The organism is Clostridium sp. (assembly GCF_050717535.1).
Classification (GTDB): Bacteria; Bacillota; Clostridia; order Clostridiales; family Clostridiaceae; genus Clostridium_AD.
This window is the reverse complement of the sequence record NZ_JBOITM010000081.1, coordinates 52,782-78,608: the sequence shown is the minus strand read 5'-3', so window position 1 is coordinate 78,608 and position 25,827 is coordinate 52,782. Positions and strand designations below refer to the sequence as shown.

General features: G+C 29.9%; 28 protein-coding genes and 1 pseudogene. 19 read left to right on the top strand and 10 right to left on the bottom strand.

Annotation, left to right across the window (positions count from 1 at the left end):
* Positions 1–707: 707 nt before the first annotated feature.
* The 6 genes from ACREVU_RS16855 to ACREVU_RS16830 all read left to right on the top strand — a co-directional run bounded on the left by ACREVU_RS16855 (position 708) and on the right by ACREVU_RS16830 (position 6,882).
* On the top strand, positions 708–1,427 hold the full coding sequence (locus ACREVU_RS16855; RefSeq protein WP_431552769.1) for an FTR1 family protein: 720 nt from the start codon (positions 708–710) through the stop codon (positions 1,425–1,427).
* Positions 1,428–1,517: 90 nt separating this feature from the next.
* A complete protein-coding gene (locus ACREVU_RS16850) occupies positions 1,518–3,299 on the top strand; it encodes an urease accessory protein UreH domain-containing protein (protein ID WP_431552766.1) in 1,782 nt (593 codons plus the stop codon).
* Between the two features lie 365 nt (positions 3,300–3,664).
* Positions 3,665–3,934, top strand: coding sequence for a metal-sensing transcriptional repressor (locus ACREVU_RS16845; protein WP_431552765.1), 270 nt, complete (start codon positions 3,665–3,667; stop codon positions 3,932–3,934).
* A 17-nt stretch (positions 3,935–3,951) separates the two neighbouring features.
* Entirely contained in the window at positions 3,952–6,402 is a 2,451-nt protein-coding gene (locus ACREVU_RS16840) for a heavy metal translocating P-type ATPase (RefSeq protein ID WP_431552764.1), read from the top strand.
* Between the two features lie 46 nt (positions 6,403–6,448).
* Positions 6,449–6,619 (top strand): heavy-metal-associated domain-containing protein, encoded by a 171-nt coding sequence (locus ACREVU_RS16835; protein ID WP_431552763.1) that lies wholly within the window; start codon positions 6,449–6,451, stop codon positions 6,617–6,619.
* A 122-nt stretch (positions 6,620–6,741) separates the two neighbouring features.
* On the top strand, positions 6,742–6,882 hold the full coding sequence (locus ACREVU_RS16830) for an LDCC motif putative metal-binding protein (protein ID WP_431552762.1): 141 nt from the start codon (positions 6,742–6,744) through the stop codon (positions 6,880–6,882).
* Between the two features lie 211 nt (positions 6,883–7,093).
* Here the strand turns inward: ACREVU_RS16830 and ACREVU_RS16825 are convergent, their stop codons facing one another.
* The 3 genes from ACREVU_RS16825 to ACREVU_RS16815 are packed head-to-tail and all read right to left on the bottom strand — an operon-like array spanning position 7,094 to position 9,341.
* Entirely contained in the window at positions 7,094–7,837 is a 744-nt protein-coding gene (locus ACREVU_RS16825) for an amino acid ABC transporter ATP-binding protein (protein WP_431552761.1), read from the bottom strand.
* Positions 7,838–7,850: 13 nt separating this feature from the next.
* Positions 7,851–8,534, bottom strand: a complete 684-nt coding sequence (locus ACREVU_RS16820) for an amino acid ABC transporter permease (RefSeq protein WP_431552760.1) — start codon at positions 8,532–8,534, stop codon at positions 7,851–7,853.
* A gap of 12 nt (positions 8,535–8,546) precedes the next feature.
* Positions 8,547–9,341: an amino acid ABC transporter substrate-binding protein gene (locus ACREVU_RS16815; RefSeq protein WP_431552759.1), complete on the bottom strand. Its 795-nt coding sequence runs from the start codon at positions 9,339–9,341 to the stop codon at positions 8,547–8,549.
* Between the two features lie 342 nt (positions 9,342–9,683).
* On the opposite strand from ACREVU_RS16815, the gene ACREVU_RS16810 reads away from it, so the two are divergent.
* Entirely contained in the window at positions 9,684–10,499 is an 816-nt protein-coding gene (locus ACREVU_RS16810) for an FTR1 family iron permease (RefSeq protein ID WP_431552758.1), read from the top strand.
* 235 nt (positions 10,500–10,734) lie between these two features.
* Here the strand turns inward: ACREVU_RS16810 and ACREVU_RS16805 are convergent, their stop codons facing one another.
* The 3 genes from ACREVU_RS16805 to ACREVU_RS16795 all read right to left on the bottom strand — a co-directional run bounded on the left by ACREVU_RS16805 (position 10,735) and on the right by ACREVU_RS16795 (position 13,262).
* Positions 10,735–12,138: a sensor histidine kinase gene (locus tag ACREVU_RS16805; protein WP_431552757.1), complete on the bottom strand. Its 1,404-nt coding sequence runs from the start codon at positions 12,136–12,138 to the stop codon at positions 10,735–10,737.
* A gap of 45 nt (positions 12,139–12,183) precedes the next feature.
* Positions 12,184–12,879, bottom strand: a complete 696-nt coding sequence (locus ACREVU_RS16800) for a response regulator transcription factor (RefSeq protein WP_431552756.1) — start codon at positions 12,877–12,879, stop codon at positions 12,184–12,186.
* Positions 12,880–12,974: 95 nt separating this feature from the next.
* Positions 12,975–13,262 (bottom strand): SHOCT domain-containing protein, encoded by a 288-nt coding sequence (locus tag ACREVU_RS16795; protein WP_431552755.1) that lies wholly within the window; start codon positions 13,260–13,262, stop codon positions 12,975–12,977.
* A gap of 214 nt (positions 13,263–13,476) precedes the next feature.
* Between ACREVU_RS16795 and ACREVU_RS16790 the strand changes: the two genes are divergently transcribed.
* From ACREVU_RS16790 to ACREVU_RS16750, 9 genes are all read left to right on the top strand, one after another.
* Positions 13,477–14,613: a C40 family peptidase gene (locus ACREVU_RS16790; RefSeq protein WP_431552754.1), complete on the top strand. Its 1,137-nt coding sequence runs from the start codon at positions 13,477–13,479 to the stop codon at positions 14,611–14,613.
* A gap of 379 nt (positions 14,614–14,992) precedes the next feature.
* Complete coding sequence (locus ACREVU_RS16785; RefSeq protein ID WP_431552753.1) at positions 14,993–15,673, top strand: response regulator transcription factor; 681 nt, start codon at positions 14,993–14,995, stop codon at positions 15,671–15,673.
* A gap of 3 nt (positions 15,674–15,676) precedes the next feature.
* The gene (locus ACREVU_RS16780; RefSeq protein ID WP_431552752.1) at positions 15,677–17,044 is read left to right on the top strand and encodes a sensor histidine kinase; all 1,368 of its coding nucleotides are present in this window, start codon (positions 15,677–15,679) and stop codon (positions 17,042–17,044) included.
* A 196-nt stretch (positions 17,045–17,240) separates the two neighbouring features.
* The gene (locus ACREVU_RS16775; protein WP_431552751.1) at positions 17,241–17,630 is read left to right on the top strand and encodes a NusG domain II-containing protein; all 390 of its coding nucleotides are present in this window, start codon (positions 17,241–17,243) and stop codon (positions 17,628–17,630) included.
* A gap of 409 nt (positions 17,631–18,039) precedes the next feature.
* Positions 18,040–18,486, top strand: coding sequence for a hypothetical protein (locus ACREVU_RS16770; RefSeq protein ID WP_431552750.1), 447 nt, complete (start codon positions 18,040–18,042; stop codon positions 18,484–18,486).
* A gap of 73 nt (positions 18,487–18,559) precedes the next feature.
* Positions 18,560–18,802, top strand: coding sequence for an SHOCT domain-containing protein (locus ACREVU_RS16765; RefSeq protein WP_431552749.1), 243 nt, complete (start codon positions 18,560–18,562; stop codon positions 18,800–18,802).
* A 363-nt stretch (positions 18,803–19,165) separates the two neighbouring features.
* Positions 19,166–20,020: an SDR family oxidoreductase gene (locus tag ACREVU_RS16760; RefSeq protein ID WP_431552748.1), complete on the top strand. Its 855-nt coding sequence runs from the start codon at positions 19,166–19,168 to the stop codon at positions 20,018–20,020.
* A 203-nt stretch (positions 20,021–20,223) separates the two neighbouring features.
* Positions 20,224–20,829 carry a spore photoproduct lyase family protein gene (locus ACREVU_RS16755; protein ID WP_431552747.1) on the top strand — a complete coding sequence of 202 codons (606 nt, stop codon included), beginning with the start codon at positions 20,224–20,226 and terminating at the stop codon, positions 20,827–20,829.
* A 56-nt stretch (positions 20,830–20,885) separates the two neighbouring features.
* A complete protein-coding gene (locus ACREVU_RS16750) occupies positions 20,886–21,236 on the top strand; it encodes a spore photoproduct lyase family protein (protein ID WP_431552746.1) in 351 nt (116 codons plus the stop codon).
* A gap of 70 nt (positions 21,237–21,306) precedes the next feature.
* Here ACREVU_RS16750 and ACREVU_RS16745 read toward each other — a convergent pair whose 3' ends face one another.
* Positions 21,307–21,984 (bottom strand): Crp/Fnr family transcriptional regulator, encoded by a 678-nt coding sequence (locus ACREVU_RS16745; RefSeq protein ID WP_431552745.1) that lies wholly within the window; start codon positions 21,982–21,984, stop codon positions 21,307–21,309.
* 104 nt (positions 21,985–22,088) lie between these two features.
* Here ACREVU_RS16745 and ACREVU_RS16740 point away from each other — a divergent pair, with 104 nt between their 5' ends.
* The 3 genes from ACREVU_RS16740 to ACREVU_RS16730 are packed head-to-tail and all read left to right on the top strand — an operon-like array spanning position 22,089 to position 23,627.
* A complete protein-coding gene (locus tag ACREVU_RS16740; protein WP_431552744.1) occupies positions 22,089–22,415 on the top strand; it encodes a cupin domain-containing protein in 327 nt (108 codons plus the stop codon).
* A 1-nt stretch (position 22,416) separates the two neighbouring features.
* On the top strand, positions 22,417–22,899 hold the full coding sequence (locus ACREVU_RS16735) for a permease (RefSeq protein WP_431552743.1): 483 nt from the start codon (positions 22,417–22,419) through the stop codon (positions 22,897–22,899).
* Positions 22,896–23,627, top strand: coding sequence for a permease (locus tag ACREVU_RS16730; RefSeq protein WP_431552742.1), 732 nt, complete (start codon positions 22,896–22,898; stop codon positions 23,625–23,627). Before ACREVU_RS16735 ends, ACREVU_RS16730 begins: the two co-directional genes overlap by 4 nt.
* A 132-nt stretch (positions 23,628–23,759) precedes the next feature.
* On the opposite strand, the gene ACREVU_RS16725 is transcribed toward ACREVU_RS16730, so the two are convergent.
* The 3 genes and pseudogenes from ACREVU_RS16725 to ACREVU_RS16715 form a co-directional block, all read right to left on the bottom strand.
* Complete coding sequence (locus tag ACREVU_RS16725) at positions 23,760–23,948, bottom strand: ferredoxin (protein WP_431552741.1); 189 nt, start codon at positions 23,946–23,948, stop codon at positions 23,760–23,762.
* Between the two features lie 25 nt (positions 23,949–23,973).
* A pseudogene (locus ACREVU_RS16720) lies at positions 23,974–24,493 on the bottom strand (flavodoxin domain-containing protein); the annotation flags it as partial.
* A gap of 99 nt (positions 24,494–24,592) precedes the next feature.
* Positions 24,593–25,807 carry an NAD(P)/FAD-dependent oxidoreductase gene (locus tag ACREVU_RS16715; protein WP_431552740.1) on the bottom strand — a complete coding sequence of 405 codons (1,215 nt, stop codon included), beginning with the start codon at positions 25,805–25,807 and terminating at the stop codon, positions 24,593–24,595.
* Positions 25,808–25,827: the final 20 nt, after the last annotated feature.

Here is a 25,827-nt window from a genome sequence, read left to right as displayed (position 1 = left end):
TTAGTTTCTATATCTGAGACATATTTATTAAAACATTAATTTCTATTGAACCGCCGTGTACCGAACGGTATGCATGGTGGTGTGAGAGGTCGCTAAATAAATTAATTATTTAGCTCCTACTCGATTTGCCACCCAAAACATTATTTAATTTTTCAGTAGCATTTTTTTGCATCTATTTATTAACATGACTATAAATATTCATTTTCATCTAAAATATTTTTAATGCTATACTAACCATATTTTAATTTATTCTTATTTTGCCTTATATGGAGTTTTTTTAATGTATCCAATAATTCACTAGATATATAAATAGTCCTACAGCTTTCAGCATTTTTAGGAGTAGACATAAGGAGTAGACATAAGAACATGACCACTTGAATATATTAAATTATATTTTATGGTTGATAGCATTGAAAAATGAAGTTTTTTTATCATCGCAAATGATGGGTAAGGAAAAAATTTATCTTAATAATAGGCTATTTGAAATTGTAAAAGAATCCAATGAAGTATAATCAATAATTGAACAGAAAATATTAATTATAATAATAGAAAGTATAAAATATTAAGCGAGTTAAATCAATTAGGGGTCCCAAAACAAGTCTCAAAAACGTTCGTTTTAGAGACTTGTTTTGGTTTTAAGTGACTTTTAATAAAAGGGCATCAAAACTGTATCAAAAATTATCTTAAAATTATAGTATTAATACTTAATTGAAAATGACTTTCAATATCATGTTTTTAAAGGAGCTTTAGTAGGAATTTTAGCTTCAATAGGAATTGGTGCAATTTTATTTTATATATCTAAATCTATTGGTAAAATGGAGGAATTATCTAAGGCGTGGGAAAGTTCGGCTAGTATTTTAGCACTAATATTGATAACTACTTTTATTTATTGGATGATAAAACATGGAAGAAACATGATTGCAGAAGTTCAAAAACAAGTTAAAACTAACCTTTCAGCTTTGGGCATTTTTGGTATTACATTTATTATGGTTACTCGTGAAGGTGCTGAAATTGCAATATTTCTTTTTGCAGGTAAATATACTTTATTATCAATATTTTTAGGGGTTTTTGCAGCATTAATTTTTGCAATATTGATTTATTTTTCTTTAGTGAAAATAAATTTAAAAATATTATTTAATATAACTTTAGTATATTTGATTTTACAAGCTGGGTTTTTACTAGGTTATGGAATTCATGAAGGATTGTCTGCACTAAATTTTCTAAATATACTTGCAAGTACAAGGCCTATATTTATTAAGAATTTTGACCTTTCAAAAACTATATTCTACCATAAAGAAGGTATTATAGGGCTTCTTATTTACGTTTTATTCGGTTGGTACTCAAAGCCAGAAATCATACAATTCGTTGTTCAATATGTTTATACGTTTATCATGTTTTTTATTTGGCATAAGGAATTGAAAAAATAGAATACTCGTTTCTAAATATATCTTTATAATATCTACACATCTTCTTTGTATAATTTTAATTAGATAATATAATAGATAAAGAGGTGACCTATGAGCAGTAAAAAACAGAAAATTAAAGTTTACAACATGACATGCACCACCTGTGAAGCTAGAATAGAAAAGTCACTGATGAGTATCAGTGGTGTTACTAAGGTATTAGCTGATTACAAAAGTGAAAGTGTATTATTAGAATATGATGATGAAATGTGTAATATAGTACAAATTAAAGAAAAAATCTCTAAAATCGGCTATAGTACAGAAAATTCTGGCAATTACAAACTTGTTGGTATGCTAATAATAGTTCTTGCAATTATTCTTTTAAGTAAGGCTGGCAATAGCTTTGACATGGAATCTAAGCTAGAAAACGCATCTTATTTAGTTCTATTTATAGCGGGTGTTTTCACTTCTCTGCACTGCGTAGGTATGTGTGGCGGCATAATGTTATCACAAAGTATACGAGCAGAAAATAAAAGCAATTTTCAATCTCTAAAACCCGCTATATTTTATAATTTAGGCAGAGTGATATCCTACACTATTCTTGGTGGAATTGTTGGAGCTCTAGGTTCTGTTTTTTCTCTTACGTTACCATTTAAGGCTGGTCTTCAGGTTTTAGCTGGGATTTTTATGATTATTATGGGATTAAATATGTCTGGATACAGTCTTTTTAGAAGATTCAACATAAAATTACCTTGGTCTTTCTGTAATCTTAAAAGAAGTGGAAAAACTCCTTTTGTCGTAGGCATTTTGAATGGAATTATGCCTTGTGGACCACTTCAAACTATGCAATTATATGCTCTTGGCACAGGTAGTGCAATGCTTGGTGCTACTTCAATGTTTATATTTGCGATTGGTACAGTACCCCTAATGCTTGGATTTGGAGCTATATCTGGTCTGTTAAGTAAAGATAATACTAAGCAACTTGTAAAATTTGGAGGCATTCTAATAGTTGTTCTTGGACTTATTATGGGTAATAGAGGACTAGCTCTTGCTGGTATTAATATATCCCCTATGGCTTTAATGCGAACTGCTCATCAGCAAAATAACTCTGCTAAGCAGCCTAATTCTCCTGGGAATACTTCAAAAGCTACTATTGAAAACGGAGCTCAGGTAATTAATATGACTGCCAATGCTAGTGGCTACACACCTAGTGTGTTATATGTACAAAAGAATGTTCCTGTTAAGTGGGTAATAAATGGAGAACAGCTAACATCATGTAATAATTCTATTGTTGTTCCTTCTATGGATATAGAAAAAAAATTAGAATCTGGTGAAAACATTATAAATTTCACCCCAGGTGATAAAGATATAAACTATAGTTGCTGGATGGGTATGATAGGTGGAGTAATTAAAGTAGTAGATGATGTTAATGCAATAGATGATTCAAGTGGTGATGCTACTAGTGATTCCAATAAAACTAGTACTGCTACTCCCGTCACCCCTAGTATATATGGCAGTGATATAACTAAAACCCCCATTGAAATCTTAGTTAAAAAAGCCAAGGTAAGAAATAAAACTAAAAGCTTAGATATAAGTGGAATTGGTTATGAACTTTCTCCTATTATTTCTGTAATGCAAAGTGGTCTTAAATCTAATTTATCTTTTGACTTAACAAAGTTTGATAATGCCTCAGGATCATACTCAATAATTGACCCTGACTCTAAACCTATTGCGACCTTTGATGGCAAAAAAGGAATTAACCAGGGTTCGATAACCTTTGATAAAACCGGTGTCTATGGAATCATTAAGAATAGCACTACACTAGGCTTAATAGAGGTATCTGAGAATATTAAACCTATAGTGCTTAAAGAAGTAAGGGATAAGTATCTAAAATGAACTAACGTATGATGAATAAATTGGGACTATTAACAACTAATTGAAATAAATAGTCTGATGGTCTAAAAAGGAATGGAAAGTATGAAATTAAAAGCCATGACGAAATTATGACGCCAACATATTTAAAGGGTATATATTTAGTCCTTCTCATAACTTTTTCTCTTATAATTTTTTATATGATTTAGGGATAAATTTATAAAATTGAAGTTCTTCATAAAATCTACACAAATATATGGTAATATGTAATTAAAGAAGAGATATTAATAATAAATATTTTTTTAAAATGTATGCACCCCCCTATAGGGATGGGTATTAAATAGAACGAAATAGCTCTCTTTGAGAGAATATAGGAAGGAGAAATTCAAGTGAATAAGGAGCAAGAGCTAGCAATTCAATCACTTAAGACATCAAAAGGACAAATTGAGGGGATAATAAAGATGATGGATCAAGGTAGGTATTGCATAGATGTTTCAAATCAAATAATTGCGGTACAATCTCTACTTAAAAAAGCGAATATGTTAATTTTAAAACAGCATCTTAATCATTGCGTAAAAGACGCATTTTTGAACAATACAGGTGAGGATAAAGTTGATGAAATAATTGATCTACTTGCTAAACTAATTGGTAATAAATAGTATAAGGAGGATGTAATATGATAAATAAAGCACTTAAAATTGAAGGGATGACCTGTGCGGCCTGTGCAAAAACTATAGAAAGAGTTTCAAATAAATTGCCTGGCGTCCAAGAGGCAAGTGTAAATTTTGCTACAGAAAAATTAAACATAAATTATGATGATGCATTGATAAAATTAGAAGATATACAAAGTGTAGTTGAAAAAGCCGGGTATAAAATAGCGGTCCAAACAACTAATAAAACACTAAAGCTTGAGGGCATGACATGTGCTGCTTGTGCAAAGAATATAGAAAGAATTTCTAAGAAATTACCAGGGGTAATAGAAGCAAATGTTAACTTTGCAACTGAAAAACTAACTATTTCTTTTGAACCATCATTAGTAAGAACAGCAGATATAAAGAAGGCAATTGAAAAAGCTGGATATAAGGCTGTAGAGGACGAGAGCAACGTAGATATGGATAAAGAAAAAAAGGAAAAAGAAATAAAGGCTATATGGAATAGATTTTTGATTTCTGCAATTTTTGGAGTTCCATTGTTATTAGTTGCTATGGTACCAATGATTGCTATAAAACTTAATATTATGTTGCCAGAAATTATTAATCCAATGATGCATACTAAAGTTTATGCTCTTATACAATTAGCGCTTGTTATACCAATAATGTATACAGGTAGAAAATATTTTATAGTTGGATTTAAATCACTATTTAGATTAAGTCCCAATATGGATTCATTGATATCAATGGGAGCATCTGCTGCATTTTTATATAGTATATTTGCTGTATATGAAACATTGATTGGCAATACTGGTTATGAGATGTATTTTGAATCTGCAGGTATAATTTTAACCCTAGTAACTCTTGGAAAGTATTTAGAAACGGTAACTAAAGGAAAAACTTCTGAGGCAATTAAAAAACTCATGGGACTTGTACCTAAAACCGCAATTATAATAAGAGAGGATAAAGAAGTTGAGATTTCAATTGATGAAGTAGAAGTTGGGGATATAGTAGTAGTTAAACCAGGTGAAAAAATGCCTGTAGATGGAGAAGTAGTAGAAGGAACTACATCTGTTGATGAATCAATGCTTACTGGTGAGAGTATGCCAGTAGAAAAAAGTATTGGTCATAAAATAATTGGTGCAAGTATAAATAAAAATGGTTCTATTAAATTTAAAGCAACTAAAGTTGGTAAGGATACAGCTCTTGCACAAATAATAACATTAGTTGAAAATGCGCAAGGATCAAAAGCTCCTATAGCAAATATGGCAGACGTTATTTCAAGTTATTTTGTACCTGTGGTTATAGGGCTTGCCTTAGTTTCATCAATAGCTTGGCTATTAACTGGCCAATCCGTAGTATTTTCATTAACAATATTCATTTCAGTGCTTGTAATAGCGTGTCCTTGTGCTCTTGGTCTGGCAACACCTACAGCGATAATGGTTGGAACCGGTAAAGGTGCAGAGTATGGGGTACTTATAAAAAGCGGTGTAGCGCTGGAAACAGCACACAAAATTCAAACCATAGTATTTGATAAAACTGGAACACTTACTGAAGGGAAACCAAAGTTAACTGATATAGTTACGGTAGAGGGTACTTCCCAGAATTATTTGCTCGTAATAGCTGCATCAGCTGAAAAAGGATCTGAACATCCATTAGGTGAGGCTATAGTTAAGGGAGCAGAAGAGAAATCCTTAGAATTTAAGAAAGTAGAAAGTTTTAAAGCTATACCTGGTTATGGAATAGAAGTTAGTATAGATGGTAATAAAATAGTATTAGGGAATAGAAAACTTATGTGCGACCGTAAAATTCCCTTAGAAAAATTAGAGGAGGTTTCAAACAAACTTGCTGAGGAAGGCAAAACTCCTATGTATATCGCTATAGAGAATAAGTTAAGTGGAATCATTGCAGTTGCTGATACCGTTAAAGAAAATAGTAAAAAGGCAATAGAAAGACTCCATACCATGGGAATAGAAGTTGCAATGATAACTGGTGATAACAAGAGGACTGCAGCAGCTATTGCGGCTCAAGTTGGTATTGATATAGTACTGGCAGAAGTTCTGCCAGAGGATAAAGCAAATGAAGTTAAGAAGCTTCAAGCTGAAGGTAAAAAAGTTGCTATGGTTGGGGATGGAATCAATGATGCACCAGCACTAGCTCAGGCAGATATTGGCATAGCTATAGGATCAGGTACAGACGTAGCGATGGAATCTGCAGATATAGTACTTATGAGAAGTGATTTAATGGATGTGCCTACAGCACTGCAACTAAGTAAGAAAACTATAACTAATATAAAGCAAAACTTATTTTGGGCTTTTGGTTACAATATATTAGGAATACCAGTGGCAATGGGAGTGCTACATTTATTTGGTGGCCCACTTCTAAATCCTATTATTGCAGCATTGGCAATGAGTTTTAGTTCAGTTTCAGTTTTAACAAACGCATTACGCTTAAAGGGCTTTAAGCCATTAAGATAAAATTTCTATTTATAAGAAAAAATAAATTTTGAAAGGGAAAATAAAAATGAAGAAGAAAATATACATCGAAGGTATGAGCTGTGGACATTGTTCAAATCATGTTAGCGAGGACCTAAAAGACCTTGGAGGGGATTGCTATATTGGAGTAGGTAGAAGATGGCGCAATAGCTTTAAGCAAAAGGGCATACTTGGATTAAGAACGATTAAAGAAATATAATTTGAATTTCTGATATTCATATTATCTTCATATGAAAATGTTATACTAAACTTATAAATAATATTAATATTAAACATAAATATATATAATAATTGTGAAATAAAATCATTGGAGGTATAAAATTGAAGAAATTAAAGAAATGGTATGATAATTTTATAAAACGTATGGAAAAAGCAAATGAAGAATCTTTTGGTGATAAAAAGCTAGATTGCTGTGGACTAAATGATAATAAAAATAATAATCCCATAAAAAATAAAAAATAGAAATAGCATAAAATTAAAATATGAAAATGCCAGGTGTTATAATAAATATAATGCTTAGGCATTTTATTTATTATAAGATTATTAAAAGTATTAATTAGGATATATATTAGCCTCATAATTACTACACAATTGAGTAGTAGAATAAATGTATAGAGAAAAACAATTAAATGACTCAGATTTCATTTGTTTTTCTCCTCAAATAATCTATTATTTAATCTGTTACTAGATTTAAAAATTGTTTTAATCGCATGCTAGCTGTGTTACTGAATAATTTCTCAGGAGTTCCCTTGTATGCAATTATTCCGTTGTCTATAAATATTATATTGTCTGCTACTTCTCTTGCAAAACTCATATTATGAGTAACAACTACCATTGTCATTCCCTCAACAGATAGTTCCTTCATAACTTTAAGTACCTCTGTTTCAAGCTCTGGATCTAGTGCAGATGTTGGCTCATCAAACAACAATACTAGTGGCTCTATAGCCATTGCACGTGCAATAGCAACTCTTTGTTGTTGTCCACCCGAAAGCTCATGAGGATAGCTATTACATTTTTCAGTAAGGCCAACCTTATCTAAAAGCATTAGCGCCTTATCATGGGCTACCTTTTTAGGTTGCTTAAGTACAGTAATAGGTCCTTCCATAATGTTTTCCACTACTGTCATATGAGGAAACAAATGAAACCCTTGAAATACCATTCCTGTATTCTTGCGTAATGTCAGTATTTCCTTTTCATTAGGACGTTTGTTTTCACCAAAAGTAAGTTTACTGTTTCCAATGGTGATTGTTCCACAATTAGGCATTTCTAATAAATTAATACACCTAAGAAGAGTGGTTTTACCTGAACCCGACGGTCCTATTATAATAGTTGTCTCACCCTTTGCAACTCGCAAATCTATACCTTTTAAAATCTCATTATCACAAAAGCTTTTGTGTAAGTTTTGTATATTAATCATGCATTTCCTCCAATTATCTACCCACATATCTTTCAAGTTTTTTCTCTACCCTCTGTTGAAGTGTAGATAATATAGTACAAAACAACAGATATATAAAGGCTACTTCAATGTATAATACTAGTGGCTCATATGTTGCAGCATTTATTCTTTGAGCAATCTGAAACATTTCAGTTAATGTAATTGCCGCTGCTAGTGATGTATCTTTAACAAGACTTATAAAGGAATTCGAAAGAGGCGGAACTGATACTCTAGCTGCCTGTGGCAATATTACACGTATTAACGCTTGAGTATGAGTCATACCAATAGATGATGCTGCCTCCCATTGCCCCTTAGGAATTGATAGAATTGCTGCCCTAATTACTTCCGAGTTATAAGCTCCAACGTTTAAAGTAAAGCCTATTATTGCTGCTGGTAATGCTCCAATTATTATACCGGTCTTTGGCAATCCGTAGAATATTATAAAGAGCTGTATGAGGAGTGGGGTACCTCTTATTATCCAAACATAAAATTTTGATATTAAAACTAATGATTTGTATTTTGAAATACGAGCCAGAGCCGTTAACATAGCCAAAATTGAGCCAAGTATAAAAGAACCCACTGCTAGTGGAAAAGTAACCTTCATACCTGCTATTAATAAAGGAAAGAAAGAATCTTTAACTATTTCGAATATTCTTAGTGTTTGTGCATCAAAATTCATATCTTCACCTTATTATTTTGATACATCTGCAGCAAACCACTTATTAGAAATCTTAGAATAAGTACTATCTGCTTTCATGTCCTTTATTGCTTTATTAACTGCCTCTACTAATTTTTTATTTCCCTTATTAAAAATCGCTGCATTTGGCTGTGCATTTTCTTTCTTATCTACAATCTTTATAGCAAGGTCTGGCTTTTGCTTTTTAAGATCAAAGTAAGATAAATTATCATTAATTGTGGCGTTTACTCTCTTAGACGTTAAAAGGTCAATTGCTTGATTAAAGCTTTCAACTGGTTGAAGTATGGCACCATTATCTTCTGCAATTTTAGCTAAATTGCTAGTTAATGATTGAGCAGATTTCTTGCTTTTTAAATCCGCAAACTTTTTAATAGTAGTATCTGCTGTATTTACTATGAGTACTGCTTTTGAGACTATATAGGGATCTGAAAAATCATATTTTTCTTGTCTATCCGCCTTAATACCAACTTGATTTACTATCATGTCAAATCTCTTGGCATCAAGTCCTGCGAACATTCCATCCCACTTAGTTTCTATAAATACTGGTTTTACATCAAGACGCTTAGCTATTTCCTCTGCAATTTCAACATCAAATCCAGTTAATTTCCCCGTATTATCATGAAAAGTATATGGCGCATAAGTTCCCTCAGTACCAATTTGTATTTTCCCTTCACTCTTTATTTTTGATAATAAATCGGTTGGTTTGGTATTATTACTATTTATGCTACAGCCTACAAAGATTACCGATGTTATTAATAAAGAACTAATTAATATAGTTAACTTTTTCATTTATTTCCTCCTAGTAATATTCTTACTTTTTTAGTATGGTATTGATCAATCCTCATTTAATATATGATGTTATTAAAAACAGCTACATAGTATGTCTACTATAAGCCTACATGTTATTATAATATAACATTTATATGAAGATGGTATGTAGAAATAAATAAGAATAAGAATATTATAACTCTTGTTTTAGAAAATCCTTAGTAAGCTAAATCATGAAGGACCAATAAACAATATTAAGAAAAATACCAAAATAATTATTTTATACATTGACATAAGTATAAATACACATTATACTTAATTGAAAATGACTTTCAATATCATTTTTAGAGGAGTGTTATATTAATGGAAAATTTTTTACAAGGACTAATTATGGGTTTTAGAGAAGGCCTTGAAGCTTTCTTAATTGTAGTAATTATACTTCAATATTTGAAAAAAAGTGGCAATATTACTTTCAGAAAGAATGCCTTTTTAGGAGCTTTAGTAGGAATTTTAGCTTCAATAGGAATTGGTGCAATTTTATTCTATATATCTAAATCTATTGGTAAAATGGAGGAATTATCTAAGGTGTGGGAAAGTTCGGCTAGTATTTTAGCACTAATATTGATAACTACTTTTATTTATTGGATGATAAAACATGGAAGAAACATGATTGCAGAAGTTCAAAAACAAGTTAAAACTAATCTTTCAGCTTTAGGAATTTTTAGTATTACATTTATTATGGTTGCTCGTGAAGGTGCTGAAATTGCAATATTTATTTTTGCAGGTAAATATACTTTATTATCAATATTTTCAGGGGTTTTTGCAGCATTAATTTTTGCAATATTGATTTATTTTTCTTTAGTGAAAATAAATTTAAAAATATTATTTAATATAACTTTAGTATATTTGATTTTACAAGCTGGTTTTTTACTAGGCTATGGCATTCACGAAGGATTGTCTGCACTAAATTCTTTAAATATACTTGCAAGTACAAGTCCTATTTTTATTAAGGCTTTCGACCTTTCAAAAACTATATTCTACCATAAAGAAGGTATTATAGGGCTTCCTCTTTACGTTTTATTCGGATGGTACTCAAAGCCAGAAATCATACAATTCGTTGTTCAATATGTTTACACATTTATCATGTTTTTTATTTGGCATAAGGAATTGAAAAAATAGAATACTTGTAAATTGTGATATTTTGAATAATTAATTTTATCTACATATTTTTGATTCTAAACCTATTGTGACCTTTGCAGTCAAAAAAGGAATTAACCAGGTTTCGCTAACTTTTGATAAATTCGGTGTCTATGGAATCATTATAAATAGCACTACATTAGGCTTAATAGAGGTATCTGAGAATATTAAACCTATAGTGCATAAAGAAGTAAGGGATGATTTAAAGCCAGATAAGTTATTTATCTGGCTTTAATATTGATTTAGGAAACAGAAGTACAAAAGTACTTCCTTCACCTAACGTACTCTTTACATTAATTTTACCATTATGAGCTTCAACAATAGCTTTTACAATAGTTAAACCTATGCCAGTACCACCGGTATTTTTATCACGAGACTCATCACTTCTGTAAAATCTTTCAAATATAAAGGGCAAGTCTTTTTCGGAGATTCCGATTCCGTTGTCCTTTAATTCTACAATAATGTTATCATCTTTAGACTTTAGAGTTAGTTTAATTTCTCCATTCATCTTTGAATATTTAAGTGAATTTGAAAGTAAATTATACATAACTTGCTTTAATTTGTCTTTATCCATTAATACAACCACATTTGGAATCAAACTTGAATAGAGCTTTAGCTCTGAACTATTATACTGAGGTTCAAAAGAGGTTATTATTTTTTTAAGTTCCAATGATAAGTTAAATCTAGATTTATTTAAATTTAGATTTGTTTGTTCTAATTTAGCTATATTGTTAAGTCCTTCAACTAATTTTATTAACCGTTCTATTTCTTCATAAAAGCTTGTAAGTATTTTCTCAGTAGGTTCCCAAACCCTATCTAGTAATGCTTCTATGTGTGATTTTAAATTGGTAAGAGGTGTCCGGAGCTCATGAGCCATGTCTGACGTCAATCTTTTCCGAAGAAGCTCTTGCTTTTGTAGGGTTTGTGCAAGATAGTTAATTGAAGCTTCTAAATCATTTATTTCTTTGGTTCGGGATGCGACATGAGATCTAGCTTCTAAATCTCCATTTCTAATTTTATTAGCAGTATCAGTGATTTTTGTTAAGGGTGAGGATATTTGCTTTGAAAGTAGGATGCTTACTATTAACCCGAAAATCAAAGCTATAAAGCCAGAAAGAAAAAACGAGTGATTCAAGGTCGTTTTGAAAGTTAGTGCCCCTGTATTTAAAAAAGACGTGCCGTAATATCCAAAGACTATAGTTCCAATTTTTTTATTATTTTTACTTAATGGATAGTTATCTTCAGTGTATTGTCCTGGTTTTATTTCAGAAAAATTATTCATCATTGAATTCATCATTGAACCCATCATTGTTTTGTTTTGTAGGTTTGAATTACCTGAGGTAAAAAGTACCACTCCGTTTATATTTTTCACTTCTATATACAATTCTTCTGCATTAGCATATCTTAGTATTTCATCTTTATTACTAGAAGAAAAGCCTGATTTCTCGTTGTATAAGCCATCTATTGTAGTTGCAATTTTGTTTACTTTGTTTTTATGTTCATCAATTAAATAATTGTTAAATTTTTTACCAATCATATAATTTGAAATTAACACTGCAATGAGTATAGATACAATTGCGGTAAGAAGAAAACCCAAAGATAATTTTTTTGCTAATTTCATTTCAATTCACCTCATATTTTCATTAGAGTTAAGATGCATAAACAATTAACCATTGAATTTATATCCCATTCCATACACTGAAAGAATATATCGTGGGTTTTTAGGATCATCCTCTATTTTATGTCTAATATTCTTAATATGAGTATCAATAGTTCTATCAAAACCATCATAATCTATTCCAAAAGCTTTGGTTACTAATTGTTCTCTTGAGAAGATATGTCCAGGGTTAGATAAAAGCACAATCAAAATTGTAAACTCATTAGAAGTCAAAGAAACAGGGTTACCTTGTTTTTTAACAATCATTTTTTCAATATTTATTTCAAGATCGCCATTATTGATAATCAGTATCTGGGCAAGTGGGTTAGTATCTCTATAAGTTCTTCTAATAATTGCTTTAACTCTACCAATAAGTTCTCTATTACTGAAAGGCTTTGTTATATAATCATCTGCTCCAATAGCAAGCCCATCTATTTTGTTATCTTCATCAGTTTTTGCTGTAAGCATAATAATTGGTACTGAGGAGGTAGCTCTAATTTTGTTACACACTTTCTCACCAGAGATTTTAGGCAACATTAAATCCAATATAATTAAATGAATTTGTTGGTTTTTAAATATATTTAAGGCTGCCTCGCCATCAGATGCGGTTAAAACCTCGAAGCCTTCTTTTATTAAATAAGCTTTTATTACATTTAAAACCTTCTGTTCATCATCAACTACTAAAATTTTGATTTTATCATTCATTTTTTTCACTCCTGTATTTTAATGTATTATTTATAGTATACTCTAGTGATAAATTTAACCCAATATAGTATTAGAAAAAAACTAGGGTTAATACCCTAGTTCCTCTGATTTAGAATCATTTTCTTTTTAGTATACTCTTCCTCATCAATTTCGCCTTTAGCATATCTCTCATTTAATATATTTAATGCTGAGTTATTTGATAGTGAATCATTTGGAAGTGAATGATTTGTCAATGAAAAATGCGAATTACTTTTTATTAGCTTAAAAGCTAGATAAATTAATGTTAGAAATATTAAAAATCCAAAGCCCATCATTAGAAACATTCCCCCTCCACCATATTCTCCAAATTGTCCATAACCTGATCCTAAAAATCTGCAAAACATATAAATAGCCTCCTTGTATAAAATATTTACTATATTAATATAATTATATTATAGACTTCAATTGTGGGGAAAATATGAAGAAGGGTACAAGTCTTCTATAATATTTAAAAGCGTACATTAAGTAAAGGTGGACAATCTTCATAAGAACTTTATAAGTTTATGATAAATTCACTCTGTACATTATAAAACTTAAAAGAGTGAAGGAGATATAATAATGAAGAATGCCCTGAGAAGTATCGCAGTTATAATTACCTTGATTTTCACTTCAAATGTAACAACACTTGCGATTCCAACAAATGAGAAGTTACAACAGCAGATGGATTCATTAACTAAAATTCAAGATGAGAGGGGAGCAATTGAAACTAAACTAGAGGAGTTTGATAATCAAATTGAAGAAATCATGACCAAGACAGAAGAAAATAACGTGAAAATACTTCAAACTAAAAAGGCGATTGAAAATGCCGCTGCGAAGGCTAAACAGGTTGAAAAGGATAACCAAAAGGAACTATTATTATTTAATAGTAGAATGAGGATCTTGTACATAAATGTATTTGATGGGTATATGAGTGTGATACTTGAGTCAGAGAGCTTTGGAGATTTTGTAAGCAGAGTAGAAAACATAAAAACCATTATTGAATTTGATAAAAAAGTAGTGGAGAAGTTTAAAGTCGCTCAAAAAGAATTAAATGAAAAGCAACAAATTTTAAATAATACAAAGAAAATATTGCTGAATTTGCAAGCAGAAAATAAGCAGAAGCTCGATAAGATAAACGTTACTAAAAAATCACAAAATAAATTGATAGCGCAGCTAAAGAGCAAAGAAATTGCCTCTAAAGAGTTACATAATAAATTGATAATAGAACTAAAAAATAGTAAGTCAAATATTCTTGGAGCACAAATAAGTGAGCCAGAAGTCTTAGCAAGTAAAATCATAATAAAAATAAATAAAATAAGAAATTCAGCACCTGAATATACACCTTCAAGAGGGTCAGCTACTATATCAGATAATGCTGTAATAGCTTACGCTTCTAATTTTCTTGGCACACCATATTTATGGGGAGGTACAACACCTTCAGGCTTTGATTGTTCAGGATTTACACAATACGTATACGCACATTTTGGAATATCAATAGGAAGAACTACCTTTGATCAGATAAATGATGGTGTACAAGTATCCAGAGACAACCTTCAGCCAGGAGATTTAGTATTCTTTGGAACCTTTGCTAATCCGCATCATATGGGGATGTATATTGGGGATAATAATTATATACATGCTCCTCATACAGGAGATGTTATTAAAATTTCACCAGTAGGTAGAACAGATTATGTAACTGCCAGAAGAGTAAAATAAAAAATACATATATTGTGTAAAGTACAGTTTTAAAGTTTTTTTTAATGAACTTTGCACAATATATATTCTTTATTATCGTATTATATAAATAGTTTTCATCCCTGTCTACTAATACTTTTTTATTCAATATGGTTATAGGACTAATGCTACACTTAGAGCATTTTGAAGACGTTTTTTTGTAGATACAATTATATTATGAGGAGTGAAGCTAGCATAGAAATGGGAGGATTTTTACATTGCTTTTTTTAGAGAAATTTTACTTTTACATTGTTAATTCCTTAAATAACATATTCTTATATATTGTTACAAATATTAGGGAACCATAATAATGAGGACAATTCAAATATGTTATGTAATAAATTTTATAAGGGGTGCAGGTTTGGATAATATATTAATTATTGAAGACGAAGAAAAGGTCTCAGAAATACAAAAGGCGTATCTTGAAAAAGAAGGTTATAGAGTTTATTGCACTACAAAGGGACTAGAGGGCATAAAACTTTTCGATAAAATTAACTTTAGTTTAGTTATATTAGACCTAATGTTACCAGATATATCTGGTGAAGAGGTGTGTAGTATATTAAGAAAAATATCCGACGTGCATATATTTATGCTTACAGCAAAGAGTACCTTAGAAGATAGAATAGAAGGGTTAAATCTTGGGGCAGATGAGTATCTAGTTAAGCCTTTTAGTCCACGAGAACTAACCGCAAGAGTAAATGCTTTATTTAGAAGGATTAATATAAATAAGAGTGAATCAACAATTTATAATAGTGGGGATTTAGAAATTAATTATGAGAAAAGAATGGTTAAGGTGCACGGCATAGAGATATCGCTTACACCAAATGAATTTGATTTATTGCATATATTATCATCTAATAGGGGGAAAGTATTTACAAGAGAGCAACTAATTGAGAGGATTATGGGAATAGATTTTCAAGGTTTTGATAGAACCATTGATGTTCATATTAAGAATATACGTAAAAAGATAGAAGAGGATAGTAGGAATCCAAAATATATATTAACCGTAACTAGAATTGGTTATAAATTTGGTGGTGATTAATTCATGCAGAGCATAAGGAAGAGATTAAGTATTATTTTAGTAGCAACAGCGATAATAGCACTTTTTTTATCTACACTTTTTGTAAATATAACAATATCAAAAACTTTTGATAAATATCTAGTGGAAAATCAAGATAAGAGAAATGTTAGAATAGTTAAATATCTGGAAGAGGTATATAAAAAAAATGGTAAGTGGGATGAAAATTCAGGAATAGAAATTCTGCACGAAGCCTATATGAGTAACTATTGTCTTACTCTTAGGGATGTAAATAACAAAGTTGTTTGGGGAATGGACCCTAAAGAAATAGTTAAAAATAGTAATATTAATATGCATGTTAAAGATGGAGGAGTTTATAATACAAGCAAATTCGAAATAAATGTTGAAAACAAAACTGTAGGACACATAGAAGTAGGGCAATATGCACCAGTACTATTATCAGAAGAGGATGTAAGCTTTAAAACCTCAATAAATAAGAGCATTATTTTAAGTGTTGTACTTTCAATTTTAATAACAATATTAATCAGTTTATATATTTCAAAGCAATTTTCAACACCACTTAGTCAAATTTCAAAGATTTCTGTTTATCTTTCAAATGGAAATTATCACGAAAGGTCCAATGAAAAAAGTAACATTTTAGAGCTTGAAGATTTAAGGAATAGTATAAATACACTTGGAGAAAAACTTCAACATCAGGATGTGCTTAGGAAGAGGTTAATATCAGATATATCCCATGAGGTTAGAACTCCTCTTAACATTCTTCAAAATAATTTTGAAGCTATGATAGATGGTATTTTCCCAGTAGACAATGAAAGATTGACCTATCTTAACGAGGAAGTTATTAGATTTGGAAAGCTTATAGATAATTTAAACATCCTAAAAGAGGTTGAAGCGGAGGAAATATCTCTAAGTATGGAAAAAATTAATTTGAAGGATATTATTTCCTCAGTTATAAGTGATTTTGGAGTAATAGCGGAAAATAATAACCTCAATATCTCCTTACAATGTAGCACTAGTAAATCATGTAACATTTTAGGAGACCGTGACAAGATAAAACAGGTAATTATTAATTTACTTTCAAATGCAGTCAAATTTACTCCAGTACATGGGGAAATTAATATTACTTTGAAAGCAACTGATGAAAAGGTAATATTAAAAATAAAAGATACAGGCATCGGAATTAATAAGGAAGACCTACCTTATATATTTGAGAGACTATATAGAGGAGATAAAAGTAGACATGAAATAGAAGGCACAGGAATAGGACTCACCATTGTAAAGAATATATTGACACTTCATAAGGCAACCATAGATGTGAAGAGTAAAGAGGAAAAGGGATGCGTTGTTACTGCGTATTTTAATAGATTTTTGTGATTTTCCACAAATTACATCTATAAGTAAAATTAAAGCAAATAAGGAGACCTCAAAAGGTAAAGTTAAGAGGCTAAAGGCATACCTTTTAACTACATAATCTCTTTATAATTTTGGAGTATACTAAATCTATAAATAAAACATAAAAGTGAAAATATACATTAAAAATAATTTTATTTAACAAACAAGGAGTTTAGTTATGAAGAGTGGTGATAAAATAGTTGGAATAGTAATTCTAATTATTGTGGTAATAGCTTTAAGCATAACTACAATATATAAAACTTCTATTAACGGTTTGAAAAATATTGCAGTTATTAAGAGCGATGGCAAGGTGCTTAAAACTATTGATTTAAATAAGGTAATAGAGCCACAAGAGTTTACTATAAAAACAGATAAAGGCAATTACAATGTTATATCAGTTAAACATAATGGTATTAGCGTAAAAGCTGCGGATTGTCCCAAGCAAGTTGATGTTAAAGTTGGATGGATTTCTTCTAAGCCTGGCCAGCTAATTGTATGTCTGTCTAATAAACTTATAATTAGTATTGAGGGAGAAGAAAGTAATGGCATTGATGGTAAGACCTCCTAAAATGGAAAAATGCAATTAAATGATAAATTAAATAGTGAAATAAGTTTCAATGAAATTATGAAATATTTTAAATATATATTTTTGAGTCTTTGAGTTTTTAGAACTTGAGGACTATTTTTTATACTTCTCATACGAGGATCATTTTTAAAATTACTTTCCATTAGAATCTTTTACACTATCAACCAAATGAAGGTTACATCATTTACAAATGCTTGCAAATTACCAGCATTGAAATTTAGTCCACCATACTTTGGATTTGTAACAATTAATTCCTTGAAACATGAGTAGAACTTGTAAGAATATTACTAATTTATAAAATAAAATAAATTATCTTCATAATTACTCCACAATTCAATAGTAGAATAAATATATAGAGAAATACACTAGATATGGTGAGGAGTGATATTAAATGAAAACTAAATTTATGGTTATAATAATAGCAGGAATTTTAACAGTTGGAGGCATTTCAGTTGCATATGCAACAGGTAGGAATAATTTAACTAACAATGATTTTAACAGACCGATTATGAGCTCACAAAATAGTAATAATAAATCTTCATATAATTATAGAAGTTATATGATGGGTGATGGTAATGCTATAGGAGTTCAATCAAATGTTAGCAATGAGGACATGATAAAAATAATGAAAGATAATGGTTTCAGTGATGAAGCAAAGGCAATGGGAAATAGAGATTTTAGTTCCATGAGTAATTTGATGAATAACATAAGTGATAAGGATTATAAAAAGATGATCGATATAATGAAAGAAAATGGATATAAATCTATGGTTAATATGATGAAATCCATAGGCAGAGAAAATATGACAGAAATTCATACGAGTATGATGGGAATCTAATATAACAAATTTTAAATAATTAAAACAAATTAATGGATAAATAAAATAAAAATTAAAGGAAGGATGATTTAATATGATGGGATATGGATATGGAAACAATATGATGGGAGGGTCATTTGGAATGATTATTCCTATAATAATAATTGTAATTGTTGCATTTTCAATATATAAACTACTGCAAAATAAAAATATTAAAGATATAGGAACTAGGGATAGTTCATTAGACATCTTAAATGAAAGATTTGCTCGTGGAGAAATAAATGAAGAAGAATATAATAGTAAAAAAAATGCATTATTAAATAATAAAACACTATAAATTAATTAAGCCTTTGACATAATAATTTGACAGCATAGTTATTTACAAAAATCTATTAACATTTTCTAATAAACAAATAAAATAGAAAGGAGTACCTTCCATGTAGCATATGGATAATCCTTTCTATTTTTGATGGTTCTTATTAGTAGAATAATCATAAAAATTTATTAAAATACACAGTAAATGCACCACACTTTCACTCTTTGAAATTAATAGTTCGTAGTAACAGGTTTTAATAAAAAATTACTTTTAAAATAAAAGACAAAAAAATTGTTAATCATCCTCTATTGTTATATTATAGGCACATTCAAATAAATAATAAGCCAAAGAGATTTGTAAATTAAATGAAGGGAGTGAAGAATAATGATTGAAAAGATTTTATTAACAGGAATAACGGGAAATGTAGGAAGTGCAGTTGTGGACTATTTAAAAAGTATAAATAGAGACTTTCTAGCTGGCGTAAGAAACATTAAAAAAAGCATTGAGCAAGATGATTCCATGGAATATGTTAACTTTGATTTTCAAGATATAGATACCTATGAAACTGCTCTAAATGGTGTTAAAAAGGTGTTTTTAGTTAGACCACCACAACTTACAGATGTTAATGGAATATTTAAACCTTTTATTCAAAAATGTAAAGAAGTTGGAGTTGAGCAAATAGTATTTTTATCTTTACTAGGAGCAGAGAAAAATCCTTTTCCACCACATCACAAAATTGAAAAGGTCATTCTAGAGTCTGAAATACCTTACACTTTTATAAGACCTAGTTTTTTTATGCAAAATTTATCTACAACACATGCAGAAGATATTAAGCTGAGAGATGACCTATTCATACCTTCAGGAAAAGCTAAGATTAGTTTTATAGATACAAGGGATATTGGTGAGATAATTGGAAGGACTCTTTCAGAAAAGGGCCATGAAAATAAGGCATATACTATTACAGGTTCAGAGGCTATTACTTACTTTCAAGTTGCAGAAAGTATGACAAGAATACTTGGACGAAAAATAACATATTCAAACCCACCTTTATTTAAATTTAGAAATGAAATGATTGTAAGAGGAATCAAAAGAGAATTTGCCACTGTAATGATGATATTATACCTTACAACAAAATTGGGCATGGCAAACCATGTTTCGAGCACTGCTGAAGTTTTATTAAAAAGAAAACCTAGAACAATAGATGTCTTTATAAAAGATCATATTGAAGTTTGGAGGTAAATATGAGTAAATTAATTGACTTTGTTGGAAGTCCAAGAAAAAATTAAAATGAATGATTCTAGATCTACATTTTTTATGCATATTACAAATGTAATGAATATAACTGAAATTAATGCTGTTCAATTATATAAGTATAAATAAGGTTCACTAGTAAAATACTAAACTAAAGTTAATTTTTATTGCTATATACGAAAGGGAGAGGTATGATGAGACCTTTTATACCATTACGAGTTTATTATGAAGAAATAGTAAAAAAATATGAACAAGGAAAAGAAATATTAGAGAGATATGATAAATTAAATATTCCACTTACCCCTATAGAAGCCCATCATAAAATTGAAGAATTAAGACATCTACCTAATAAGGAATATACTAAAATGAAAAAATACTTAATCTTAGGTACAAGAAAGACTATAAAACTAACACCCAATGATAAAAGTGCAGATTTTATTGTTCCATTTACCTCTAGCGGTTGTACTGCGACCTGTCTTTATTGTTATTTAGTTTGTCATTTTAACACTAACTCTTATCTTAGAATATATATGAATAGAGATGAAATAATGAACAAAGTAAAGAAGACGATTGTGAAAGTAGGGGAACATAAGGTTTATGAATTAGGTAGTAATTCTGATATGGTCCTTGAAAATACTATAACGGGAAATTTAAGATGGGCAATTGAGGAGTTTGGAAAGCTAGAAAATGCGACAGCCACCTTTTCAACAAAGTTTGATGCTGTGGACGATTTATTAACGGCGAATCACAATGGTCACACACAAATGCGAATTTCCATTAATCCACAAGAAATATAGAAAAAGTAGAGTTTGGCACTAGTAGTTTAAAAGAGAGAATTATTGCAGCAAATAAGATGTTTGAAGTTGGATATAAAATAGGATTAAATATCGCCCCTATAATTTTGGAAAATGGGTGGGAAATAATGTATGATAATATGTTTAAGGAAGTTAAGGAGAGTTTATCATTTAAGCTTAAAAATCAATTATTTATAGAGGTAATATTTATGACCTATGGTTTACCTAATTATATTATTAATACAGAAAGCATGCCAAAAGCAGTAAATTTGCTTGATAAGATTAAGATGAGGCCAAAGGGGCCAGGTAAATATACATATCGCAGTGAATATAGAAATCCAGCTGAGGATGTCATTAGAGAATTAATTCAAAAATATTTGCCTGAGGCTACTATAAGTTATATAGTTTAAAGCATATAGATTATTACAACATATTTGTCGCCATTAACATTAGAACTAGTTTATTTATAAGTCACATAATCTACAAATGAGAATTGGTTAATGAATCTATATCAATTATTGTTATTGAGCGAGCATCATATTCTATTAATCCGTCCTTTCTCATTTTATTTAATTCACGAGAAAGAGAGGGCCGTTGAATTCCAAATTTTTCAGCAAGTTCTTTTTTAGTGTATCCTAATTTAATGGTCCTGCTGTTTTGCGAGAAGCTTTCATATATTAAAAAATCAATTATACATTGTCTTATAGTTTTCATAGATAATGAGTTGATTTTATCTGTTAATATTGAAGTTTTATCTGATATTGAACCGAGAAAATTATTTAAAAAAGCCACATCAATTTGACAGAGCTTCAAAATTAAATCTTTCTTCATATGAAGGATGATAGCATCAGTTTTTGAAATAACTGTCATAGGATAAAAGTTCCTATGTGAAAAAAGCAAATTTCCACCTAAAACATCACCAACAGTAAAATCACTAATAGTTAGTACATTTCCTTTTGAATCAATGCCTTGAACTAATATAGTTCCCTTTAAAATTAGGTCAAACCTTGTGCACTTTTCGTTCTGAAAATATATTACAGAATTTTTTTTATAGTTTGTAATTTCGTATAGATCTTTGGTGAATAAATAATTCAGATCTTCAAAAGAAAGGTCTTTAAATAAATCAATGTTTTTAAGTAAAGGAACATAGGATATCATATATTAATTATCTCCTTTTTTATAAATTAGTAACCATGGTAACTGATTTATAACTTAGATTAAATTATAATACATGTAGAGATATTTTGAAAGGGGAAATTAAAATGATAGAAAAAAATTATAAATTCAACAAATCTATTGAAAAAAAGGTTGAAAAAACTATCGATGATGACAATTTACTTTTAATGCATATGACACTGACTAAAGGAACAGGTCTGGCGGAACACTTCTCTAATTCTAATGTATATATGGTTATAATAAAAGGTATATTGACTATACAACTAGGAGAACAAGAAGAAAAAGAATATCAACAGGGGAATATTGTGAATATACCCTATAATATTAAAATGAATATAAACAACTTTAATGAAGAAATTCTTGAATTTTTCGTAATTAAAGCGCCTAACCCTAAAAATTATGTAGGTAATTAAGATGGATATATTCACCATTGCACTTTGGATTATTGCTGGAACATGGTTTATTTGGTCAATAACTAAAGATAAAAAAAGAACATTAAATTCTATTAAGATGTCTAGTGGAATGATGAAAAATATGATAAGCCAGATAATTGGAATACTATTTTTAATTGGTTTGATATTAACTTTTATTCCTCCTGATATCATAAAACAATATATGGGCCAGTCTAATATTTTTATATCAACAATTGTTTCCGCTTTTGTAGGAAGTATAACTTTAATACCTGCTTTTGTTGCTTTTCCACTGGTAGGATCTCTTGTAAATGCTGGAGCAAACATAGTCCCAGTGGTTGCATTTTTAACAACACTTACTATGGTAGGAATAGTTACTTTTTCCCTTGAAAAAAAAGAGTTTGGTTTAAAGTTTACTATAGTAAGGAACTCTTTGAGCTTTATTTTTGCCATTATAATTGCATTATTGATGGGGGTGGTATTGTGAATGCCATTAGAGCAAAACTAAAAAATAATATGTTTTTAACCTTAGTAATTACAACTTATATATTACTAGGAATTCTAATGCCAAGTAAAGCTATTCAGTCTTTAAATAATAGCTTATATTACGTAAAGGAAATGCTTATAATAATGCCAGTTATATTGATACTAACCTCTCTTATCGAAGCCTGGGTTCCTAAAAAATCAATAGAAAGTGCTTTAGGTGAAGGTTCAGGGTTTAAAGGACCTATATTTTCTTTCTTACTCGGAAGTTTTTCAGCAGGACCCATATATGCTGCATTTCCTGTGTGCAAAATGCTCTTAAAAAAAGGCGCTAGTGTTACAAGCATTGTTATCATGCTTAGCACTTGGGCAGTAATTAAAATACCAATGCTGGCTAATGAAGCAAAATTTTTAGGACCTAAATTTATGGCTATAAGATGGGTTTTAACTACTATTTCAATTTTTATTATGGCTTATATTACTTCAAGGTTAGTTAAAAAAGAGGATATACCAATGGATGATATTTTGACTAATGAAGAAGATTTTGTGCTTAATGTAAATAATCAATATTGCATGAGTTGTGGATTATGTACAAAAATATCGCCAGAGACTTTTGCTATTGAAAATAAAAAGGCAAAGGTTATTATTAAAATTTCAAAATCAGAGGAAAATGAAAACATAAAGGCAGCAATAGGAAAATGCCCAGCTAAGGCTATTGGATATAAAAAATAATATAGCGAGATCTAAAATAAAACACAAAAACAAAGACATTACAAATTCTTGCGATGTCTCTGTTTTTGTGTCCGTTTAAATCAAATAAAAAATAGCACCAGCTTTGGCTAGTGCTAATAATTATCAATACTATTATTCAATTGTAATGGCGCTTACAGGACACTGCTCTTCAGCATCTTTAGCGCTTTCCATTAGCTTATCTTCAATTTCATTTTCCGATGCTTCTGCCAATCCATCATCCATCATCTCGAAGATTTCCGGGCATACAGAAGCACACAATCCACATCCTATACATGTATCCTTATCAACAAAACCTTTCATAAAAATATTCCTCCTTATAATATAATTAGATTTTTTCTATAATATTCCTTCCAAAATCCCTGCATCTGTTTAATCCATCTTCATCTGGGTTCCACAATTCTCTTATTCCTTCATTTATTACCTCAAAACCAGCTTTATTTAAATCTTCAGTAATTATCTTTGTAGACCCACCCCCCCATCCATAAGTACAAAGGCTGCTGCACTTTTCACTTTAAATTCAAGTCCTTTAATCATTTCTAGTATTGCCGCTGTTGAAGATAATATACCTTTATTTATTGTTGATGAACCAATAAGCACAATCTTTGATTTAAAAACTTCTGTAATAATATCATTTTTATCACTTTTAGATGAATTAAAAATTTTTATTTTAATACCACTATTTGAACTTTTTACACCTTCTGATATGGCTTCAGCCATTCTTCTAGTGGAATTCCACATAGTATCATAAATTATTGTGATGTAATTTTCCTGGTAATTTTTGCCCATCCCATATATTTATTTACTATTTGCAATGGATTATCTCTCCATATTATTCCATGACTAGGAAGAGTATTCCTCACCATGGAATGATCGAAGCTCCCAATCAATTTTTTCAACCCAGGTAACAGTATCACTTATTTTAAAACTCATCTAATACCCTCCATTTAACTACTTTTTGATTTCACTAATAAATCATTTATTTTTGTATTCAATAAATCCACGTCTGAAAATACAATCTTCTTTTCTATTGCAGCCTTTATTAAGGTAGAATACTTATTATCTCCGATTACAATGGCACCTATTATTTTATTATCTCTAATAAATAACCTCTTATAATGCAACCCATTGGAGTCTTCTTCCATTATTGTTTTATCACATTGGTTCTCATCTACCTCACCCATGGAGAAAAGTGCTATATCGAAAGCATTTAATATGGTAACTGGTACAACCTCTTTGTAAACCATCTCTTTACCTACCATATTATATCCAGCTGTTTTTCCTTGTTCAATAGCAATGTTCCAAAGTCCAACTATTCTTCCATTTAACTCTGCTACATCCCCTGCGGCGTAAACATTTTTTATATTAGTTTCCATTTTCTCATTAACTAAAATTCCATTATTAGTTTTTACTTTTGTACCCACTAATAATTCCTTATTAGCTCTTATTCCCACAGAAAAAATAACCATGTCACTTTCAATAATTTGTCCAGCAACTGTTTCTACACCTTTTACCTTAGTATCTCCAAGAATTTTTACTATGTGTGTATTTAAAAGCACTTTAGTTTTAAAATCTTCAATTGCAGTTTTAAGAATTTCAGATGACCTTTTATCTAACTGGCGAGGCATTAATCTTTCTTGAAACTCGGCTATGATAGCATTTTTACCATATTTATTAAGACTCCATGCTGTTTCTATTCCTTGTACTCCACCGCCTACATTTAATATAGTTGTTTTATCATTGATATTATTTTGTATATCTCGAGTATTATCTAATTTTCTTATGGTATAAACATTTTCTTTATCAATACCATCAATAGGTGGAATAAAATTTTTTGAACCATTAGCGAGTAATAACTTATTATAACCAAATCTATTACCATTTTGCAAGATAATTTCACTCTTAATGATATCAACTCCAATAACTTCACTTCCAAGACACAATTTAACATTATTAAATTCGTACCAATCTTTTTTCTGAAGCATTATTTTTTCTTCATCAAGAATATTGAAGAGGCCTTTTGTCAACTTTATCCTATAGTAAGGATAATATTTTTCACTTTGAAATATGAATATATTTATATCGCTATCAGTTTCTCTAATTGTCTTAACTGCACTTATAGCAGCAATGCCACCACCTATTATAACTATGTTATCACTCATTTTAATTGCCTCCATTATAA

Excerpts from the sequence above, each read along its gene's own strand:
- ACREVU_RS16850 (WP_431552766.1), top strand. The coding sequence starts at position 1,518 with ATGAGCAGTAAAAAACAGAAAATTAAAGTTTACAACATGACATGCACC.
- ACREVU_RS16840 (WP_431552764.1), top strand. The coding sequence starts at position 3,952 with ATGATAAATAAAGCACTTAAAATTGAAGGGATGACCTGTGCGGCCTGT.
- ACREVU_RS16835 (WP_431552763.1), top strand. The coding sequence starts at position 6,449 with ATGAAGAAGAAAATATACATCGAAGGTATGAGCTGTGGACATTGTTCA.
- ACREVU_RS16825 (WP_431552761.1), bottom strand. The coding sequence starts at position 7,837 with ATGATTAATATACAAAACTTACACAAAAGCTTTTGTGATAATGAGATT.
- ACREVU_RS16820 (WP_431552760.1), bottom strand. The coding sequence starts at position 8,534 with ATGAATTTTGATGCACAAACACTAAGAATATTCGAAATAGTTAAAGAT.
- ACREVU_RS16815 (WP_431552759.1), bottom strand. The coding sequence starts at position 9,341 with ATGAAAAAGTTAACTATATTAATTAGTTCTTTATTAATAACATCGGTA.
- ACREVU_RS16810 (WP_431552758.1), top strand. The coding sequence starts at position 9,684 with ATGGAAAATTTTTTACAAGGACTAATTATGGGTTTTAGAGAAGGCCTT.
- ACREVU_RS16805 (WP_431552757.1), bottom strand. The coding sequence starts at position 12,138 with ATGAAATTAGCAAAAAAATTATCTTTGGGTTTTCTTCTTACCGCAATT.
- ACREVU_RS16800 (WP_431552756.1), bottom strand. The coding sequence starts at position 12,879 with ATGAATGATAAAATCAAAATTTTAGTAGTTGATGATGAACAGAAGGTT.
- ACREVU_RS16795 (WP_431552755.1), bottom strand. The coding sequence starts at position 13,262 with ATGTTTTGCAGATTTTTAGGATCAGGTTATGGACAATTTGGAGAATAT.
- ACREVU_RS16790 (WP_431552754.1), top strand. The coding sequence starts at position 13,477 with ATGAAGAATGCCCTGAGAAGTATCGCAGTTATAATTACCTTGATTTTC.
- ACREVU_RS16780 (WP_431552752.1), top strand. The coding sequence starts at position 15,677 with ATGCAGAGCATAAGGAAGAGATTAAGTATTATTTTAGTAGCAACAGCG.
- ACREVU_RS16775 (WP_431552751.1), top strand. The coding sequence starts at position 17,241 with ATGAAGAGTGGTGATAAAATAGTTGGAATAGTAATTCTAATTATTGTG.
- ACREVU_RS16770 (WP_431552750.1), top strand. The coding sequence starts at position 18,040 with ATGAAAACTAAATTTATGGTTATAATAATAGCAGGAATTTTAACAGTT.
- ACREVU_RS16765 (WP_431552749.1), top strand. The coding sequence starts at position 18,560 with ATGATGGGATATGGATATGGAAACAATATGATGGGAGGGTCATTTGGA.
- ACREVU_RS16760 (WP_431552748.1), top strand. The coding sequence starts at position 19,166 with ATGATTGAAAAGATTTTATTAACAGGAATAACGGGAAATGTAGGAAGT.
- ACREVU_RS16755 (WP_431552747.1), top strand. The coding sequence starts at position 20,224 with ATGATGAGACCTTTTATACCATTACGAGTTTATTATGAAGAAATAGTA.
- ACREVU_RS16750 (WP_431552746.1), top strand. The coding sequence starts at position 20,886 with ATGTTTGAAGTTGGATATAAAATAGGATTAAATATCGCCCCTATAATT.
- ACREVU_RS16745 (WP_431552745.1), bottom strand. The coding sequence starts at position 21,984 with ATGATATCCTATGTTCCTTTACTTAAAAACATTGATTTATTTAAAGAC.
- ACREVU_RS16740 (WP_431552744.1), top strand. The coding sequence starts at position 22,089 with ATGATAGAAAAAAATTATAAATTCAACAAATCTATTGAAAAAAAGGTT.
- ACREVU_RS16735 (WP_431552743.1), top strand. The coding sequence starts at position 22,417 with ATGGATATATTCACCATTGCACTTTGGATTATTGCTGGAACATGGTTT.
- ACREVU_RS16725 (WP_431552741.1), bottom strand. The coding sequence starts at position 23,948 with ATGAAAGGTTTTGTTGATAAGGATACATGTATAGGATGTGGATTGTGT.
- ACREVU_RS16715 (WP_431552740.1), bottom strand. The coding sequence starts at position 25,807 with ATGAGTGATAACATAGTTATAATAGGTGGTGGCATTGCTGCTATAAGT.